The organism is Bacillus sp. 7_6_55CFAA_CT2 (genome assembly GCF_000238655.1).
GTDB lineage: Bacteria > Bacillota > Bacilli > Bacillales > Bacillaceae_G > Bacillus_A > Bacillus_A cereus.
Map to the genome: position 1 here is coordinate 141142 of NZ_JH414709.1, position 18100 is coordinate 159241.

Consider the following 18100-nt stretch of genomic DNA (forward strand, 5'->3'; position numbering starts at 1 on the left):
AAAAGGCTTTCCAAGGAAACTTGGGAAGCCTTTTTATAGTTGAATAAATTGGAAGTTTAATAGTTTTTATTTTAACTTTCCATTTAAAAATCGATCATATAAGTCATGGAAATAGTTAGGACGAAATAAGTTCGCTGCATGTCCCGCTAACGGTATTTCCTTATATAGAACGTTAGGCAAAATAGATTTCAAATCAAATAGACAAGATTTATAGAGATGATCATGCTCTCCCATTACCCATAGTATAGGGTGAGGAAGTGATTTTAATTTAGATTTTAAATCGAATTCTAACCGATGTCGTAATGACTGGGCAATTATGGATGAATGTAATTGTAATCCGAAACGGTAGTAAATATTTCTTGAAATGACTGCGAACGGATTTGCTTTTAATATACCGCTTGGAAAAATAGTATTTGCGTATTGAGAGAGCCATTTAGAGTATTCATCTCCTCGCTTCTCCCAAAAATTTTGAAATACATTATATAAACGAGAAGGGTTATTGTAATGTCCTCCAATATGACAAATACTTAATACTTTTTCTGGATGCATTTGTGCAAAAATTGTAGAGATGTAACAGCCGTAACTTAGCGCACAAATATGTGCTTTTTTAATACCTTCTTGTTCATATAAGTTTAATAATTGATCTACGAGGCGCTGTAATGAAAAGTCGATTGCTTCTCCTTTATCATCACCGTGACCTAATAAGTCATAAGTTATAATGTTGTAGGAGGCAGAAAATCGTTTTTGCTCTTTTTTGAAGGCGTGACGATTGCCAACTAATCCATGAATAAAAATAATTGTTTCCTTTTCAGAATGTATATTTGTTTGCAAAAAGGATACTCCTTTCACTAACTGGAGATTTATATCGTGTTTTAAATTATTTATCTATAATTTACATAGAATAATATTAAGTACCAGGTAATAATATCAGATGTTTATATCTGTTGTAAAGATGAGTTTTTATGTATATTTTGTAAAAATAGAAAAAGTGTGTTTACATTCAGTTTACATTTGTATCGTATTCTAATTTTAGAAAGAACAGTTTTGTTTAACATGAGGAGATGAACAGGAATGGAAGTTAGAAATGAAATAAAGAAAAAAGGGAGTTGGAGGCAGTTTTTACGCCTTATTCAAGATACAAATCCTCCGAAAGGAATTTTAGTTTTTGCGTTGTTAATGAGTTTGCTTTCTACGGGAGCGAGTTTATTTATTCCTATGCTGACAAAAGGATTAGTAGATAATTTTTCGCTTTCTTCAATTAGTGCAGGACAAATTGTTGGGTTAGTTGCTTTCTTTGTAATGCAAACTATTGCGGCAGGGTTGTCTATATATTTACTAAATTATATTGGGCAGAAGATTGTAGCGGGACTAAGAGAACGTTTGTGGAAAAAGGTACTTATCTTGCCGGTATCTTATTACGATCAAAATAGAACAGGTGATACTATTAGCCGTATGACGAATGATACAGGTGTTGTGAAAACGTTAATTTCTGAGCATTTGTCAAACTTATTAACAGGTGGTATTTCAATTGTTGGATCGTTAATTGTATTATTTGTTTTAGATTGGAAAATGACTGCGTTACTTTTAACGGTTATTCCGTTGTCTGTGTTAATTTTAGTTCCACTTGGACGAAAAATGTATAAGATTTCAAAAGCGCTTCAAGATGAAACTGCATCTTTTACAAGTGTGTTAACGCAAGTGTTATCAGAAATTCGTTTAGTGAAATCTTCAAATACAGAAAAGAGAGAATATGAAACGGGTAATACAGGTATACAAAAGTTATTACAATTTGGTTTGAAAGAAGGGAAAGTGCAAGCATTAATTTCGCCAGTTATGTCGTTTGTTTTAATGGCACTACTTGTTATTATCGTAGGGTATGGCGGGATGCGAGTTTCTAGCGGTGCATTAACAACCGGTGAACTTGTAGCGTTTATTTTGTATTTAGTTCAAATTGTAATGCCAATGAGTCAATTATCTATGTTCTTTACACAATTCCAAAAGGCAATTGGTGCAACGGAAAGAATTAATACGATTTTAGAATATGAAGTAGAAGATCATGAAACTGGTGTGAAAGTGACAAATGCTAAGCAACCGATCGTTCTTGAAAATGTACATTTTGAGTATAACGAAGAAGAGCAAGTTTTGAAAAATATTGATTTCACAATTGAATCCGGAAAAGTGACAGCGATTGTAGGACCAAGTGGTAGTGGGAAAACAACGTTATTCTCATTATTGGAACGTTTTTATGAGCCAACTAGTGGCGCCATTAAATTAGGGGAAGAATCAATTACGAGTTATTCATTAGAGTCATGGCGACGTCAAATCGGTTACGTATCACAAGATAGTCCGTTAATTGATGGAACAATTCGTGATAATATTTGTTATGGCGTCGAGGGCGAAGTAACGGATGAAGAAATTGAAAAAGTAGCAGCAATGGCATATGTTGATGCATTTATTCATGACTTACCAAATGGTTATGCAACAGAAGTTGGAGAACGTGGTGTGAAGCTTTCTGGGGGACAAAGACAGCGAATTGCTATTGCCCGAGCGTTACTTCGAAATCCGCAAATTCTTATGTTAGATGAGGCGACTTCAAGCTTAGATAGTAAATCTGAGTCTGTCGTTCAAAAAGCGTTAAATAACTTAATGAAAGGCAGAACAACGTTAGTGATTGCGCATAGACTTTCTACTGTTGTAGATGCAGATAAAATTGTCTTTATTGAGAAAGGGAATCTTACAGGTAGTGGTACGCATGATGAATTATTACAGACGCATGATATGTATCGTGAGTTTGCAACGCAGCAATTGAAAATTAAAGAGGGGGCATTATAAAATGAATCATCAGTGGGATTTTACTCAACTGATGATTCATTTTTAAACAATATATTAGATGCTAAGTAGAAAGGAAATGGTTCCTTTGATACCTAAAATTTTAATAGTAGATGACGATCCACACATTAGAGAACTCGTTTCGGTATTTTTAGAACGAGAAGGTTTTCAAACATATGAGGCAATTGATGGAGTAGATGCACTTCAGAAAATGGATGACGTAAAAGTCGATATGGTTATTCTTGATATCATGATGCCAAATATGGATGGATTTGATGTATGTTTTGAATTAAGAAAATACTATGATATCCCGGTTCTGATGCTAACTGCCAAAGGGGAAACATCACAAAAAGTAAAAGGATTTCACCTTGGGACAGATGATTATCTTGTAAAACCATTTGACCCTATAGAATTAGTAGTGAGAGTAAAGGCATTATTGAAACGTTACCAAATTACAGTTTCCCAATCGATTCAAGTTGGAAATGTATTATTAAATCGTAAAACATTCGAAGTTACATCTGGAGAACAAACGGTTACATTACCGTTAAAGGAATTTGAGCTGCTCTTTACTTTAGGGTCTAAATCGGGAAGAACTTGTTCGAGAGAGCAATTAATTGAAGAAATATGGGGATATGATTTTGAAGGGAATGAACGTACACTAGACGTTCATATTAATCGGTTACGTGAGAAGTTTCAAGAAGAGCAGTCGAAATTTAGTATTAAAACAATAAGAGGATTAGGGTATCGCTTAGAGGTAAGTAAATGAGAAAAAGAAAACGAATGAGTAAGTTGAAGATGCTGAAAGTATTTGGAGCGGTATTAGCGCTCTTTTCTTTTCTTACTATAATTTGGTCTATCGCATTTTATGTAGCAACTAGTATATTGAATGCTTTTGACGTAAACGTATCGCCGTTTGTTGCCTTTCTAATTAGTGATATGGTCGGTTTTGTATTTATTATTCTTATTTGGACAGTGATTGGAATATTAATGAGGCCAAAACGAGAGGCAATGATTTGGACTATTATTGAACCGATACAAAAAATTGCAAAAGGAGACTTCTCCGTAAAAATACGAAATGAAGAAAAGTATGATGGCGAAATTGGCGTGCTCGTAAAAAGTATAAATGATATGACAGATGAACTGAATGCGATGGAGAAAATGAGACAAGAGTTTGTATCAAATGTTTCTCATGAAATACAGTCACCATTAACTTCTATAAAAGGATTTGCTAGAGCACTACAAGACGATAATCTTTCTGAGGAAAAAAGAAAGCATTATCTTACCATTATTGAAACTGAAACAACGAGATTATCTAAACTAAGTCAAAATTTACTAAAGCTAACTCTTTTAGAATCAGAAGAATATATACCAGAAAGAGTGAGCTATCGATTAGATCAACAATTAAAGCAAATTGTGTTAAATAGTGAACCACTCTGGGCTGAAAAAGAAATTGAGTTAGAACTAGATTTAGAAAAAGTACATGTTATTGCTGACCAAGAAAGTATGAGTCAAGTGTGGATTAATTTAATTCATAATAGTATTAAATTTACTCCAAGCGGTGGTACGATTACTATTCAGTTAAAGGAACGTGAGACAGTAGTGGAAGTGCGTATCCGTGATTCAGGAATTGGTATATCAGAAGAACAGAAACAACATATTTTTGAGCGTTTTTATAAAGCGGATTCTTCACGAAATCGTGCCTATGGAGGAAGTGGCTTAGGTTTAGCTATTGTAAAGAAAGTACTCGACCTTCATCATGGGGAAATAAAAGTTGAGAGTGAGGAAGGAAAAGGTACTGAATTTATTGTGCGTATGCCAAATCATGAAGAGAAATAGTGTTAGAAGGAGAACCTTCTAACACTATTTCTCTTTAAAAATGCATTTACCGTTACTGCAATTATATTGATAAGCTTTTCCTTCGCTTTTCATACTCATACACTCCCCTATGCTGGATTTGTTTTTATTTTACATGAATAACGGTAAAAAAATGAAACTTATAAATAAAAACTTTCTATAGTTACCTACAAGTAACCTACGCACATGAAAGTGCATCATTGCCTTTTTACATAAACATAGATACAATTTTAATATAATACATAACTGAAATGATTAAGGAGTGTTATACTTGGCAGAATTATTACAAGGTAAAAATGCTTTAATTACAGGAGCAGGTAGAGGGATTGGTCGCGCTGTAGCGATTGCATTAGCGAAAGAAGGCGTAAATGTAGGACTTTTAGCTCGCTCAGAAGAAAACTTAAAAGCTGTAGCGAAAGAAGTAGAAGCAGAAGGCGTAAAAGCTGTTATTGCAACTGCAGATGTTTCTTCATACGAAGAAGTAACAACTGCGATTGAAACGTTAAAAAATGGTTTAGGATCTATTGATATTTTAATTAATAACGCTGGTATTTCTAAATTCGGTAAGTTTTTAGAATTAGACGTTGCTGATTGGGAAAAAATCATTCAAGTAAACTTAATGGGTGTATACTATGCAACTCGTGCAGCTTTACCGAGCATGATTGAACAACAATCTGGTGATATCATTAACATTTCATCTACAGCAGGACAAAAAGGTGCACCTGTAACAAGTGCATATAGTGCTTCTAAATTTGGTGTCCTTGGTTTAACAGAATCGTTAGCGATGGAAGTTCGCAAACATAACATTCGTGTAACAGCTTTAACTCCAAGTACAGTAGCAACTGATATGGCTGTAGATTTAGGATTAACTGATGGAAACCCTGATAAAGTAATGCAAGCGGAAGATATTGCAGAATTTATCGTAGCGCAGCTGAAATTAAATAAACGTACATTTATTAAATCTGCTGGGCTTTGGTCTACTAATCCATAGGAATTAAATTTAACTTTAAAAGAAGGGATATCTATTCTGTAAGGGGTAGATGTCCCTTCTTTATTTTTTGTATTCGAGACAGAATTTTCGGTATAATTAAAAGTGAATGGTAGAAAGCATTGGTAAATTGAAAGGAATGGTAGTTGTAAAAGAGTGATGTAAGGAGGGAAAAGGATGAAAAAGAAGTTTCAAAAATTATAACATGTATCGTGTATAACGAGATTAGCTCGTGGACCTCCAGTATACATAGCACTATATTGTATATTAAAAAATTGGAGGCTATAAATAGATGAGAACTGAAAAAGAAATGCTAGACGTAATTATAAATATAGCAAAAGAGGATGAAAGAATTCGAGCTGTCATCATGAATGGATCGCGTGTAAATCCAAATGTGAAAAAAGATTGTTTTCAAGACTATGATATTATGTATGTTGTAAATGATATACAATCTTTTACGTCTAATCATAATTGGATTCATAGATTTGGAGAAATAATGATTGTACAAATGCCAGAAGAAATGTCGTTAGTTCCACCAGATGAAGACGGAAAGTTTCCATATTTAATGCAGTTCATAGATGGAAATCGGATTGATTTAACGCTAGTTCCAGTTGAGTTAATAAAAAAGTTCGTTGGACAAGATAGTTTAAGTAAACTGCTTCTTGATAAAGATAATTGTCTGGAAGAATTCCCACCAGCAAGCGATAAAGATTACTTAATAAAAAAGCCTACAGAAAAAGAGTTTTTAGATTGCTGTAATGAATTTTGGTGGTGTAGTACGAATGTGGCAAAAGGGCTATGGAGAGAAGAGCTTTCTTATGCAAAAGGAATGCTTGAAGGACCAGTGCGAGATATGTTCATCGTAATGCTAGAATGGTATATTGGTATGAAAACAGACTTTACAGTTAATACAGGGAAGTTTGGAAAGCATTTTGAGCAATATATTGAAGAAGATATGTGGGAGCAATTTAAAAGGACATTTTCTAATGCTGAATATGAAAACATATGGGAGTCATTCTTTGTCATGAGTGATTTATTTAGGGAAGTGGCGAACGAAGTCGCTAACACGTATGAATATCAATATCCGCAAGAAGATGATGATAAAGTGACGAACTATTTAAAACATGTGAAAACTTTGCCGAAAGATAGTACATCAATTTATTAATAATATAAAGCAGTAAGACTGTCCTAATTAAGGACAGTCTTATTTTTGTTTATGAATAACAATTTCTCTAACAAAGTGCAGATGAATCACATATGAAAATTTAGGGAGGTTTTTTATCATGTATTATTTTTATTCGCCAGAAATGTTTGCTCCATATCAATGGGGACTAGAACGAGATGTTTCGTATGCTTATATGCCATATAACTCATTTTATTATGGAGACTATATAAACTCATTGCCATACGCATATATCCCTCAAAATTATGAAGTACAAATGAAAGCAGATGATCGTGGATCGTGGACACCATTTTCATGGGTTGAAAAATATGCGTACGCATTTTCAGGACCGTATAATAAAGCGGAAGTCGCTCTTACATTTGATGATGGACCAGATTTAGAATTCACGCCAAAAATATTAGATAAGTTAAAACAACATAATGTAAAAGCTACTTTTTTCTTACTTGGTGAAAACGCAGAAAAATTTCCGAACGTAGTAAAGCGTATTGCAAATGAAGGGCATGTAATTGGTAATCATACGTATAGTCATCCGAACTTAGCGAAAGTAAATGAGGATGAGTACCGTAATCAAATTATAAAAACGGAAGAAATATTAAATCGTTTAGCTGGTTATGCACCGAAGTTTATACGTCCGCCATACGGTGAAATACTTGAAAATCAATTAAAATGGGCCACAGAGCAAAATTTTATGATTGTACAGTGGAGTGTTGATACAGTTGATTGGAAAGGTGTGAGTGCTGATACGATTACAAATAATGTGCTAGGGAATTCATTTCCTGGAAGTGTCATCCTCCAACATTCAACACCAGGTGGGCATTTACAAGGATCTGTAGATGCACTAGACAAAATCATTCCGCAGTTAAAAACGAAAGGGGCACGTTTTGTAACACTTCCAAGTATGTTCCAGACATCAAAAGAAAGAAAGTGAATGTGTTATAAATTAGGAAAATAAGGGTTATGTCGTATAATGAAAGTGTAAGTTAGGGGGATATAATTGATTGATGCACTAGTAAACATAGGAATAAGCATATTGATTGGTATTATTTTTGTACTTGCGGCAATTATTCTTCAAAAAAATCCACCGACCGATATTAATGCGGCATATGGTTATCGTACGAAACGATCTATGAAAAATAAGGAATTATGGGATGCGGGTAACAGGTATAGTGCAGAAGTGATGAAGCAGAACGGATTCATCATGATGTTAATTGGAAGTGTTATTAGTATAACTGTTTAGATATCCACATACAATAATAGCGATTATAGTGGTTATGCTGTTATTAATCATTCGTTTATTTATACAAGTAGAGAGTAGATTAAAAATCCTTGAACAATAATAAAAAATAGGACTCTACGCAATATTATGCTAAGAGTCCTATTTTATTTATAAACTATTATTTTTTAATAATTCTTTTCCTTGCTCTATAACAAATTCATAGTATGCAAGATCATACGGATAAATATCTTCAAATGTTATCGTAATCGGTGTATTGTTTAAGACTGAAATAGTCGTTAAAGATGAAATCTCTCCTTTTAATAGTTGTAGAAAAGAAGTTGCATGTACTTTCATCACATCGTCTACTTCTTCACCTGGTGCGAATGGAAGTGGATTGATGACGTTGTGAAAATACATATGACAAAACTCGCGATCAGTAAGATTTGAAATTTCATAATCTATTTTAAAGATTCCCTTGTATGTTAAATCATTAGTTTGAAAGGAAAGCCCTAATTCCTCCTCAATTTCACGAAGACCACCAATTTGTACATCTTCATCATGCATAATATGTCCAGCTGAAGTAATATCCCATATACATGGAGCTTCTTTTTTATTTTTAGAGCGTAATTGGAAATATAAAAACATATCTTCATTATCTTTTTCTACAAACCAGCAATGAAATGTTTCGTGCCAATCGCCGTCACGATGCACTTCATCACGTAATTTCTTCCCAAGTGTATTTCTTTCAGGATCAAATATTGTTAACCACTCTGTCATTTTAATTCCCCTTTCCTCAAATTTTATTATACAATATTTGTATTGAATTTTGGGAAAATAAAGAAAAAGGAGTGGTTATAAGTGGGGATAGAGCGTACGGAAATAAAATCGATTATTTCAACAGAGGAAGAGTTACGGAAAATATTGGGGCAACCAAGTGAGCGAGCGTTGAAAAAAGTCATTTCATCATTAGACCACCATTGCGTAGATTTTCTTTCTAAATCTCCTTTTCTAGTATTATCCACTGGAAATAAGTTGGGGGAGTGTGATGCCTCGCCGCGAGGAGATGCACCTGGATTTGTATACGTACTCAATAATAATAAAATTATCATTCCAGAAAGACCAGGAAATCGTCGTATAGACTCCATTTTGAATATTATTTCAAATCCACGTGTAGGACTAATCTTTTTTATTCCAGGTCTTGGGGAGACACTTAGAATAAATGGCCGAGCGTATATTACAAACGATGAAGAAATTTTGAAAGAAATGCAGGCGAATGGACGTAATCCGTTGCTTGGAATTGTTGTTGAAATAGAAGAGTGTTACATTCATTGTGCAAAAGCGTTTATTCGTTCGAAGATGTGGGATCCAGAATCTTGGTTACATAAAAAAGAGTTACCTTCAGCAGCAAAAATGTTGTTAGAGCATGCGAAAGTGAATGCTTCAGAAGAAGATGTTGCACGTTCTTTAGAAGAAAGTTATACAAAAAGATTGTATTAAAAATTTTATTGATATAATTTTGTGAGGTGAGTATGTACGGGTTTTAGAATGGGGATTTATCCCGCATTAACGGGCAGTAACACCCCTACCTCAAAATTCAGCGAAAGCAAAGAAGTTAGGTGGGGATCAACTGCCCGTAAAAGCCCGATTGGTGAAGGCTAATAATCAGTGGGGATGAACAAAATCCCCACTGATTAAAGTTTCACTTTATATATTAACCGTTGATTTATAAACTGGAGAAATGACAAAATAGGTAAATTGAGTGGCAGTTGCATAATGCTATTGTGAAATATAATAAAAAATTATTTTGAAAATAGTTAGTAAAAATAGGCTTGCTTTTTAAAAATTTGATAACTATAATAAGTTAACAAATAGACATGAATGAAAAAGTAATGATAAGGACACGAAATCATTTTTACGGTTTACAGAGAGGGAAGCCAAGGGTGTGAGCTTCCTAACACGAGAAATGATTTTACCACCTTTGAACTTCAATAGTGAACGAGTAATCTAGTAATTATTGGCGGTATCAGCCGTTATCTGAACTTGAGCAATCTAGAAGGAGATACGTCTAGATTGGAACAAGGGTGGAACCACGAAAACACATTCGTCCCTTTCCTAGGGATGAGTGTGTTTTTTATAGTATAAGAGATTGAAAATTTAAAATAATTAAAAAATATTATTGATTTTGTTTTTTATGCGAGTATAATGAGTTAACAAATAAACATGAACGAAAAAGTAACGATAAGGACACGAAATCATTTTTACGGTTTACAGAGAGGGAAGCCAAGGGTGTGAGCTTCCTAACACGAGAAATGATTTTACCACCTTTGAACTTCAATAGTGAACGAGTAATCTAGTAATTATTGGCGGTATCAGCCGTTATCTGAACTTGAGCAATCTAGGAGGAAATACGTCTAGATTGGAACAAGGGTGGAACCACGAAAACACATTCGTCCCTTTCCTAGGGATGGGTGTGTTTTTTTACTTTGAAAGGAGGTGCGGTAATATGAAACGATTTATAAGTACGGAAATAACCACCACCTGCATGACAAAAAAGCAGAGTAAGGTGATTTATAGATGTAACAATTAAACTTTTAGGAGGAGATTAGAAGATGAATAACGTTATAAATGTTGGGGTATTAGGTTTAGGTACGGTCGGAAGTGGTGTTGTTCATATTTTGAAAGAACATTATAAAAAAATCGCACTTGATACAGGATACGAAGTGAAAGTGAAAACAGTCGTTGTACGTGATTTGGAAAAAGAACGCGATGTTTGTATTGATGGAATTGCAGTAACAAGTCATGCAGATGAAGTTCTAAATGATTCAAATATTGATATTGTAGTAGAGGTAATGGGCGGAATTGAAGAAGCAAAACAGCATATTGTTAAGGCTTTACGAAATAAAAAACATGTCGTAACAGCAAATAAAGATTTAATGGCTGTATATGGTGCAGAGCTTCTTCAACTGGCGAACGATAATGATTGTGATTTATGTTACGAAGCGAGTGTAGCGGGCGGTATTCCAGTGTTAAGAGGACTAACTGATGGGTTAGCATCAGATCAAATTGAAAAAATAATGGGAATTGTAAATGGTACAACAAATTATATGTTAACAAAAATGAGTCAAAATGGATGGTCTTATGAAGAGGCTTTACAGGAAGCACAAAAATTAGGCTTTGCAGAATCGGATCCGACAGCAGATGTAGATGGACTAGATGCGGCGAGAAAAGTAGCAATTCTTGCAAACTTAGGTTTTTCGATGAATGTTTCATTAGATGATGTGCAAGTAAGAGGGATTCGAAAGGTCGAAAAAGAAGATTTACAAATGGCTGAAAAGTTAGGATTTACTATGAAGTTAATTGGTAAAGCTGAAAAACAAGGACCAGCCATTCATTTAAGTGTAGAACCGACGCTTTTACCGAGCCAGCATCCATTATCAAATGTGAATAATGAATTTAATGCGGTGTATGTCCATGGCCAAGCGGTAGGAGAAGTGATGTTTTATGGACCCGGAGCTGGGAAGTTACCGACTGGTTCTGCTGTAGTAAGTGATATTATTTCAATCGTTAAAAATATGAATCAAGTTCCGAAAAATAAAAGTGCGTTAAAAGAACCAGTTCCTTATGAATTACAAGGTGATGAAGAAGTAGTTTCGAAATATTTCTTACGCATTTCATTACAAGATGAGCCTGGGATGTTACAAAAAATAACAGAATGTTTCGTTAATTATTCTGTAAGTTTAAAAGAGGTTATTCAATTACCTTTAAACCGTGAACTGGCAGAAGTCGTTGTTGTGACACATCGAACTTCCAAGTATCAATTTGAACGAGTTTTAGAAGCGATAGAAGCTGTCGCAAGTGAAATAAACAGTTACTACATTATTGAGGAGGAAAAACAATATGTATAAAGGACTATTAAAACAATATGCGTCTTATTTACCGGTGAATGAAAATACACCTGATGTCAGCTTAATGGAAGGAAACACACCACTTATTCCATTATTAAATATATCAAAACAATTAGGGATTCAGCTATATGGTAAGTACGAAGGAGCGAATCCGACAGGTTCTTTTAAAGATCGTGGTATGGTCATGGCAGTTGCTAAGGCGAAAGAAGAAGGTTCAGAAGCAATCATTTGTGCATCAACAGGTAATACATCAGCGTCAGCTGCAGCATATGCGGCACGTCTTGGGATGAAATGCATTATCGTAATACCAGAAGGAAAGATTGCACATGGAAAATTAGCGCAAGCGGTCGCTTATGGAGCTGAAATTATTTCAATAGAAGGGAATTTCGATGATGCGCTTAAGGCTGTAAGAAATATTGCTGCAGAAGAGCCGATTACGTTAGTAAACTCAGTAAATCCTTATCGAATTGAAGGGCAAAAAACAGCAGCGTTTGAAATTTGTGACCAATTGCAAAATGCACCAGATGTTCTAGCTATCCCTGTTGGGAATGCAGGGAATATTACAGCGTATTGGAAAGGCTTCTGTGAATATGAGAAAGAAAAAGGTTATAAAAAGCCAAGAATTCATGGCTTTGAAGCGGAAGGAGCAGCTGCAATTGTAAAGGGACATGTAATTGAAGAGCCTGAAACAATTGCAACAGCGATTCGCATCGGTAACCCAGCAAGTTGGTCGTATGCAGTAGAGGCTGCCGAGCAGTCTCGTGGTGAAATAGATATGGTATCAGATGAAGAAATTTTACATGCGTATAGGTTATTAGCAAAAACTGAAGGAGTTTTCGCTGAACCAGGATCAAATGCTTCATTAGCCGGCGTAATTAAACATGTTCAATCTGGGAAAATCAAAAAGGGAGAAACAGTTGTTGCGGTATTAACTGGAAATGGTTTGAAGGATCCTGATATCGCTATTTCTTCAAATCAACTAGACATCGCAAGTGTGTCAAATGATATAGAACAAATTAAAGATCATATTAAAGGGGTGATTATGTCGTGATACCATTTAGCGTTCGTGTCCCTGCTAGTACGGCGAATGTTGGTCCTGGATTTGATTCAGTTGGAATAGCTTTGTCATTGTATTTAGGTGTGGTGGTTAAAGAAAAAGCTGATAAATGGCAAGTAATCCATTCCTTTGAAGAATCAATTCCGACAGACGATAAAAATTTAATCGTTAGCACGGCATGTAAAGTATGTCCTTCTATATCACCCCATATAATAGAAGTTACTAGTAATATCCCATTAACGAGAGGGCTAGGAAGTAGTGCATCAGCGATTGTAGCTGGGATAGAGCTTGCGAATCAACTAGGCAATTTGAACTTAACTGCTGATCAAAAAGTTCAAATTGCTACAAATTTTGAAGGACATCCTGATAATGTTGCTGCTTCTATATTAGGTGGAACTGTAATCGGAGCACTTGATGGAAAGGATATTTCCGTCGTAAGAATTGAGAGCAAGGAGTTAGGGGTAATTTCTCTTATTCCGAATGAAGAATTAAATACAGATGAAAGTCGATCTGTATTACCAAAGATGTTTCCGTTTCATGAGGCAGTTAAAGCTAGTGCGATAAGTAACGTATTAGTAGCTGCATTATGTCAAAAGCGGTGGGAAGTTGTAGGTGAAATGATGGAGAGAGACCATTTTCACGAGCCATATCGTTTAGAACTCGTACCGTTATTACCATCTATTCGTAAATGCGCAAAAGAATTTGGTGCGTACGGTACAGCACTTAGCGGTGCGGGACCATCTATTTTTATATTAACGCCATATGAGAAACGTCAAGAAATCGCTGAGCAATTAGCGAGAGTATTTACAGATATGAAAGTATGTGAGCTTGAAATCGACCATAAAGGTATTATTGTAAATAAGGAAGAGCATATTGGATCGTAAAGAAAGCTGGCATGGCTAGCTTTCTTTACGTTGCAAACCTATTTTAAATTAGGTTTTTTCGGAAAAAATATAAAACAAATGTTGATTTTGAATAATGTAAGTAAAGAGTGCATTCATTTTGGAGGTGATTACATGAATAAAGAGTCACCAGAAGAAAAAAGAGAGCGTATGAGACAAAGTGAATTAAAAAGTAATCCTACGGGTTCTTTACATGACGGACTCAATAGAGCGGAAACAGGTAGTCCAGTTGATATAGCAGGCGGTATGAATTGGAAAGGTACAGGGATAATCATTTTAGTACTACTTTTAGGATACATTGTATACACTTATTTTTTCAGTTAAAGAATGCTTGTTAAAATTTTGATTTGTTTAGTTTCATAATTGTTGAGAAAAAATGCAGTTACTGTATTACATATCTTCTAAGCAAGTTATAGTTGTTCATATCAACTTTTAATAATCCAAATAGAGCTAGCAAAATGCTAGCTCTATTATTTTTTGCCACATTCCTGTAACAAACCACCTGTATATTCATTGGTGGAGGTGCAGAGGATGAAAAAAATGATAGCGATATGTCTTCTAACAACTATGCCATTTTCGACTTTAGTCGGTTGTGACGTAAAAGGTAGTAATGCTGTACAAGAGTCTAAAATAAAGAAATCGACGTATAAAGATTTTACTTATGATGTAAATCCAGAAACATTCACATTAACTGTAGAACATGAGGGGGTAAAGGAACAGGCATCACGACCCCTACCGAAAATGAAGGTATCGAATGTAAAAAAAGAAAAGGATCGTACATCGTGGGAATATCCAGATCAAAAAGTAAAAATAAAATTAGAAAAGAAAAAAGACCACTTAAACATTGACGTGGAATCGACTGGTGCAGAAAGCTTTACATGGCCGAAAGTAGAAGCTGAAAATTATACACTTCCGTTATGGGAGGGTAAGCAAATTCCGAGCAATGATGAGAATTGGAAGAAGTTTTTAAAGGATGATGCATATTCATTTGCTGAATCATTTTCTATGAAGTTTTTCGCATTAAATGGTTCGAAATATTCAATTGTATATATTGCAAACAATATGTTTAATAATGAATTGAAGTTTCATTCGGATCCGAAAATAGGATTTGATTTTACACATGAATTTCCGAGCATAAATAAAAATAAAACATATGGATTTCAATTATATGTGACAAATAATGATGCGGTAAGCATTGCTAAAATGTATAAGGATGATATTGTTCGAAAAGGTGAATTTAAAACATTACAAGAAAAGGCTAGAAAAAATAAAGAAATCGAAAAGTTATATGGAGCGGCGCATTTTTATTTTTGGAATCAAAATGGTCTATCAGAAAATAATATAAATTGGCCAAAACTAAGGGAGCAAATAAATAGCCCGCTGTTTAGTCATATAAAAGAACTTATTCAAAAGAATAGTTCAGAGCCTGGGGAACTGAATGTATTAGATCAAGTAAGTAAACAAGATTTCATTGATAAGTATCAAAAAAATGTTATTTTACGTTATATAAACGAAGTATTATCGATGAAGGAATTTTATAAAGAGGATATTTTTCAAAACGTTGATCAGGAAGCTAGTGTGCTATTAAAGAAAGGTGTAGGTCACTTAACGAACACAGAATTGTATAGCTTAAATAAGCATTTATTAAAGTCGCTACTTGGTGATGCGGTTGAAGAGGTAAGTAAATGGGGTAATGCAGATGGAACGGACATACTAAAGGAAATGAAAGAGGTAGGAATAGAAAAAGCGTGGATTGGTCTGCCGAACTGGGAACAAGGATTTATGCAACCTAATTTCGTGACAAAAGCGAAGGAAATGGGGTATTTAGTTGGTCCGTATGATTCATATCATTCCATTCACGAAAAAAGTGATAAAAATTGGAACACAGCATCCTTTAATGACCCATCATTATATGAAGAGGCTACTGTAACGAAGAAAAACGGAGAAAAGGTGCAAGGCTTTTTAGGCAGAGGTCGCAAGTTAAACCCGACTTTATCGCTGCCTAGTGTAAAGGAACGCATGAATGATATATTACAAAATGGTCCTAAATATAATTCATGGTTTATTGATTGTGATGCGACAGGTGAAATTTACGATGACTATTCAGCGAAACATATAACGACACAAGAGCAAGATTTAAAAGCACGTTTAAAACGAATGGACTACATTGCGCAAGAAAAGGGTATGGTCGTTGGTTCTGAAGGTGGAAATGATTTTGCTAGTAGTACGATTGCATTTGCACACGGAATTGAAACACCTGTTATTAAATGGGACGATGAAGATATGCGGAAAAATAAAACAAGTCCGTATTATGTCGGTGGATATTGGTCACCAAATCAAAATGTGCCTGAAAAATATGCAAAACAAGTACCATTGAAAGAAGAATATAAACAAGTATATTTAAACCCAGTATATTCGGTACCATTATATAAATTAGTATACAATGATTCCGTTATTACAACACATCATTGGGAATGGGGAAGTTTAAAGGCAAAAGATGAAGTTGGAAATCGAATGCTGTCTGAATTATTGTATAATGTTCCTCCGTTGTACCATTTAGATGAAGTAGAGTGGAATAAGCATAAAAAAGAAATTACAGAGCATCTAAAAGTTTGGAATGAAGTTCATGAAAAAGCAGTAAAAGAAGAGATGACGAATTTTGCGTATTTGTCAGAAGATAAGCTAGTACAATCTGTTTCTTATGGAAAAGATATTAAAATCATTGTGAACTTCTCAAATGAAGACATGGAAGTAGAAAAAACGAAAATAAAAGCAAAGTCGGCTTACATTGATAATCAGGGGAAGAAAAGCGTGTATACGCCGTTTGAGAAATAATAACGTCAAATATACTGTATTCATAGAGATTTTATAATTAGCTGGATTCTTTATTCATATCGTTTGTTAAGAAAAAGACATTTCTAATTTAAAATGAAAGAGTTAATAAATTTGTAAATCCGCATGTTGCGAAATGCTAAATTTTTGAAAATGGTAAATAGTGACTTGCCAAAAATAAGTACGAGAGTATAATGTGAAATGGAATACGTATTGGGTTTAAGTAGTAACCTTACAAAATTGTAAGGTTAGTGAAAGGAAATTCAATATGAAGATAAATAGACTTACATTATACTTGGTAAAGAGAAAGAGAGGCGAATGGGTATGAGCTCTGAATTAGAACAAAATACGAGAAGTAATAAAAAGCGTTCTAAAAGAAAGTCAATAAAATGGTTCATATTAATTCCATTTTTCCTACTTATTTTTGGAGGAGTAGGATATGGTTCGTTTATATATAATAAAGCAAAAGCTGTTGTAAATGATGCGTATGCAAAAATTGATAAGTCATCAAAGCGTGATAAAGAAGTCGAACCTTTAAAGGATAATATTTCAATATTAATTATGGGTGTAGATGGAAGTGAAATGAGAAAAAGCCAATATGGCGAAGCAGTTCGAACAGATGCACTTTTATTAGCAACAATTAATAAAGATGATAAGTCTGTTAAGCTAGTAAGTATTCCACGTGATTCACGTGTTTACATTCCAACTAGAAAAAATTAGATAAAATTACTCATGCTCACGTATTTGGTGGCGTAGAAAGCACACGCGATACGGTGGAAAGATTTTTAAATGTACCTGTTGATTATTATGTGAAGTTTAACTTTGAATCATTCGTACAAATTGTCGATTCAATTGGTGGTATTGATATTGATGTACCAGTTACTTTCACTGAACAAGATAGTAAAGACCAAGCTGGTATGATCCATTTAGAAAAAGGTTACCAACATTTAAATGGAGAACAAGCACTTGCACTTGCAAGAACGCGTAAAATTGATAGTGACGCAATGCGTGGACAGAGACAGCAACTTGTAATAGAAGCAATTGCTAAAAAAGCGATGTCTGTTCAATCAATTAGCAAAATGGGCTCTTTACTAGATGCGGTTGATAAAAATATGAAAACGAACTTAACATTTGACGATATGCTTGCCATTACAAAAAATATGGCAGGATCTAATTTGGAAATGGAAAAAATGCAAATAGAAGGTACAGATAAACGTATCGGTGGTATTTATTATTACATTCCAAATGAAAAAAATGTAAAAGATATTTCAAAAAAATTAAATGATCATTTAGGTGTAACGCCAAAATCAGTCCGAAACGAATAATAAAAAAAA

Annotated in this window: 14 protein-coding genes, 3 pseudogenes and 2 other annotated features; of the genes and pseudogenes, 14 read left to right on the forward strand and 3 right to left on the reverse strand. The window is 34.3% G+C overall.

Features of this window, described 5'->3' with window-relative positions:
- Positions 1 to 66: 66 nt before the first annotated feature.
- Positions 67 to 831, reverse strand: a complete 765-nt coding sequence (locus HMPREF1014_RS09825) for an alpha/beta fold hydrolase (protein ID WP_001194289.1) — start codon at positions 829 to 831, stop codon at positions 67 to 69.
- A gap of 240 nt (positions 832 to 1071) precedes the next feature.
- On the opposite strand from HMPREF1014_RS09825, the gene HMPREF1014_RS09830 reads away from it, so the two are divergent.
- The 3 genes from HMPREF1014_RS09830 (at position 1072) to hitS (ending at position 4665) form a co-directional block, all read left to right on the forward strand.
- Positions 1072 to 2832, forward strand: a complete 1761-nt coding sequence (locus HMPREF1014_RS09830; RefSeq protein WP_000453863.1) for an ABC transporter ATP-binding protein — start codon at positions 1072 to 1074, stop codon at positions 2830 to 2832.
- A gap of 85 nt (positions 2833 to 2917) precedes the next feature.
- Positions 2918 to 3595, forward strand: coding sequence for an envelope stress response regulator transcription factor HitR (hitR, locus tag HMPREF1014_RS09835; protein ID WP_000612414.1), 678 nt, complete (start codon positions 2918 to 2920; stop codon positions 3593 to 3595).
- Positions 3592 to 4665 (forward strand): envelope stress sensor histidine kinase HitS, encoded by a 1074-nt coding sequence (gene hitS / locus HMPREF1014_RS09840; RefSeq protein ID WP_001231623.1) that lies wholly within the window; start codon positions 3592 to 3594, stop codon positions 4663 to 4665. The genes hitR and hitS overlap by 4 nt, the downstream gene beginning before the upstream one ends.
- 24 nt (positions 4666 to 4689) lie before the next feature.
- On the opposite strand, the pseudogene HMPREF1014_RS32575 reads toward hitS, so the two are convergent.
- Positions 4690 to 4758 (reverse strand): annotated as a pseudogene (locus HMPREF1014_RS32575) (DUF3139 domain-containing protein); the annotation flags it as partial.
- Between the two features lie 196 nt (positions 4759 to 4954).
- Between HMPREF1014_RS32575 and HMPREF1014_RS09845 the strand changes: the two are divergent.
- The 4 genes and pseudogenes from HMPREF1014_RS09845 (at position 4955) to HMPREF1014_RS09860 (ending at position 8191) form a co-directional block, all read left to right on the forward strand.
- A complete protein-coding gene (locus HMPREF1014_RS09845; RefSeq protein WP_000818985.1) occupies positions 4955 to 5674 on the forward strand; it encodes a 3-ketoacyl-ACP reductase in 720 nt (239 codons plus the stop codon).
- 289 nt (positions 5675 to 5963) lie between these two features.
- A complete protein-coding gene (locus HMPREF1014_RS09850) occupies positions 5964 to 6836 on the forward strand; it encodes an aminoglycoside 6-adenylyltransferase (protein ID WP_001258534.1) in 873 nt (290 codons plus the stop codon).
- A 118-nt stretch (positions 6837 to 6954) separates the two neighbouring features.
- Entirely contained in the window at positions 6955 to 7782 is an 828-nt protein-coding gene (locus HMPREF1014_RS09855; RefSeq protein ID WP_000291200.1) for a peptidoglycan-N-acetylglucosamine deacetylase, read from the forward strand.
- A gap of 66 nt (positions 7783 to 7848) precedes the next feature.
- A pseudogene (locus HMPREF1014_RS09860) lies at positions 7849 to 8191 on the forward strand (SdpI family protein).
- A 47-nt stretch (positions 8192 to 8238) separates the two neighbouring features.
- Here the strand turns inward: HMPREF1014_RS09860 and HMPREF1014_RS09865 are convergent.
- The gene (locus tag HMPREF1014_RS09865; protein WP_000141352.1) at positions 8239 to 8847 is read right to left on the reverse strand and encodes an NUDIX hydrolase; all 609 of its coding nucleotides are present in this window, start codon (positions 8845 to 8847) and stop codon (positions 8239 to 8241) included.
- An 81-nt stretch (positions 8848 to 8928) separates the two neighbouring features.
- Here HMPREF1014_RS09865 and HMPREF1014_RS09870 point away from each other — a divergent pair, with 81 nt between their 5' ends.
- The 7 genes and pseudogenes from HMPREF1014_RS09870 to HMPREF1014_RS09900 all read left to right on the forward strand — a co-directional run bounded on the left by HMPREF1014_RS09870 (position 8929) and on the right by HMPREF1014_RS09900 (position 18091).
- Entirely contained in the window at positions 8929 to 9567 is a 639-nt protein-coding gene (locus tag HMPREF1014_RS09870; RefSeq protein ID WP_000510727.1) for a pyridoxamine 5'-phosphate oxidase family protein, read from the forward strand.
- A gap of 383 nt (positions 9568 to 9950) precedes the next feature.
- Positions 9951 to 10182, forward strand: a binding site (T-box leader).
- 114 nt (positions 10183 to 10296) lie between these two features.
- Positions 10297 to 10528 (forward strand) — a binding site (T-box leader).
- A gap of 151 nt (positions 10529 to 10679) precedes the next feature.
- Complete coding sequence (locus HMPREF1014_RS09875; protein ID WP_001066899.1) at positions 10680 to 11975, forward strand: homoserine dehydrogenase; 1296 nt, start codon at positions 10680 to 10682, stop codon at positions 11973 to 11975.
- On the forward strand, positions 11968 to 13026 hold the full coding sequence (gene thrC, locus HMPREF1014_RS09880) for a threonine synthase (protein WP_000276439.1): 1059 nt from the start codon (positions 11968 to 11970) through the stop codon (positions 13024 to 13026). The genes HMPREF1014_RS09875 and thrC overlap by 8 nt, the downstream gene beginning before the upstream one ends.
- Positions 13023 to 13916: a homoserine kinase gene (gene thrB / locus HMPREF1014_RS09885; RefSeq protein ID WP_000612104.1), complete on the forward strand. Its 894-nt coding sequence runs from the start codon at positions 13023 to 13025 to the stop codon at positions 13914 to 13916. The genes thrC and thrB overlap by 4 nt, the downstream gene beginning before the upstream one ends.
- 132 nt (positions 13917 to 14048) lie before the next feature.
- Positions 14049 to 14258 carry a DUF6366 family protein gene (locus tag HMPREF1014_RS09890; RefSeq protein WP_001031479.1) on the forward strand — a complete coding sequence of 70 codons (210 nt, stop codon included), beginning with the start codon at positions 14049 to 14051 and terminating at the stop codon, positions 14256 to 14258.
- Between the two features lie 207 nt (positions 14259 to 14465).
- Positions 14466 to 16769, forward strand: coding sequence for a glycoside hydrolase (locus HMPREF1014_RS09895; RefSeq protein ID WP_000738103.1), 2304 nt, complete (start codon positions 14466 to 14468; stop codon positions 16767 to 16769).
- A gap of 321 nt (positions 16770 to 17090) precedes the next feature.
- Positions 17091 to 18091: pseudogene (locus HMPREF1014_RS09900) on the forward strand (LCP family protein).
- The last annotated feature ends 9 nt before the right edge of the window (positions 18092 to 18100 follow it).

Excerpts from the sequence above, each read along its gene's own strand:
- HMPREF1014_RS09830 (WP_000453863.1), top strand. The coding sequence starts at position 1,072 with ATGGAAGTTAGAAATGAAATAAAGAAAAAAGGGAGTTGGAGGCAGTTT.
- HMPREF1014_RS09865 (WP_000141352.1), bottom strand. The coding sequence starts at position 8,847 with ATGACAGAGTGGTTAACAATATTTGATCCTGAAAGAAATACACTTGGG.
- HMPREF1014_RS09890 (WP_001031479.1), top strand. The coding sequence starts at position 14,049 with ATGAATAAAGAGTCACCAGAAGAAAAAAGAGAGCGTATGAGACAAAGT.
- thrC (WP_000276439.1), top strand. The coding sequence starts at position 11,968 with ATGTATAAAGGACTATTAAAACAATATGCGTCTTATTTACCGGTGAAT.
- hitS (WP_001231623.1), top strand. The coding sequence starts at position 3,592 with ATGAGAAAAAGAAAACGAATGAGTAAGTTGAAGATGCTGAAAGTATTT.
- HMPREF1014_RS09895 (WP_000738103.1), top strand. The coding sequence starts at position 14,466 with ATGAAAAAAATGATAGCGATATGTCTTCTAACAACTATGCCATTTTCG.
- HMPREF1014_RS09850 (WP_001258534.1), top strand. The coding sequence starts at position 5,964 with ATGAGAACTGAAAAAGAAATGCTAGACGTAATTATAAATATAGCAAAA.
- HMPREF1014_RS09855 (WP_000291200.1), top strand. The coding sequence starts at position 6,955 with ATGTATTATTTTTATTCGCCAGAAATGTTTGCTCCATATCAATGGGGA.
- HMPREF1014_RS09875 (WP_001066899.1), top strand. The coding sequence starts at position 10,680 with ATGAATAACGTTATAAATGTTGGGGTATTAGGTTTAGGTACGGTCGGA.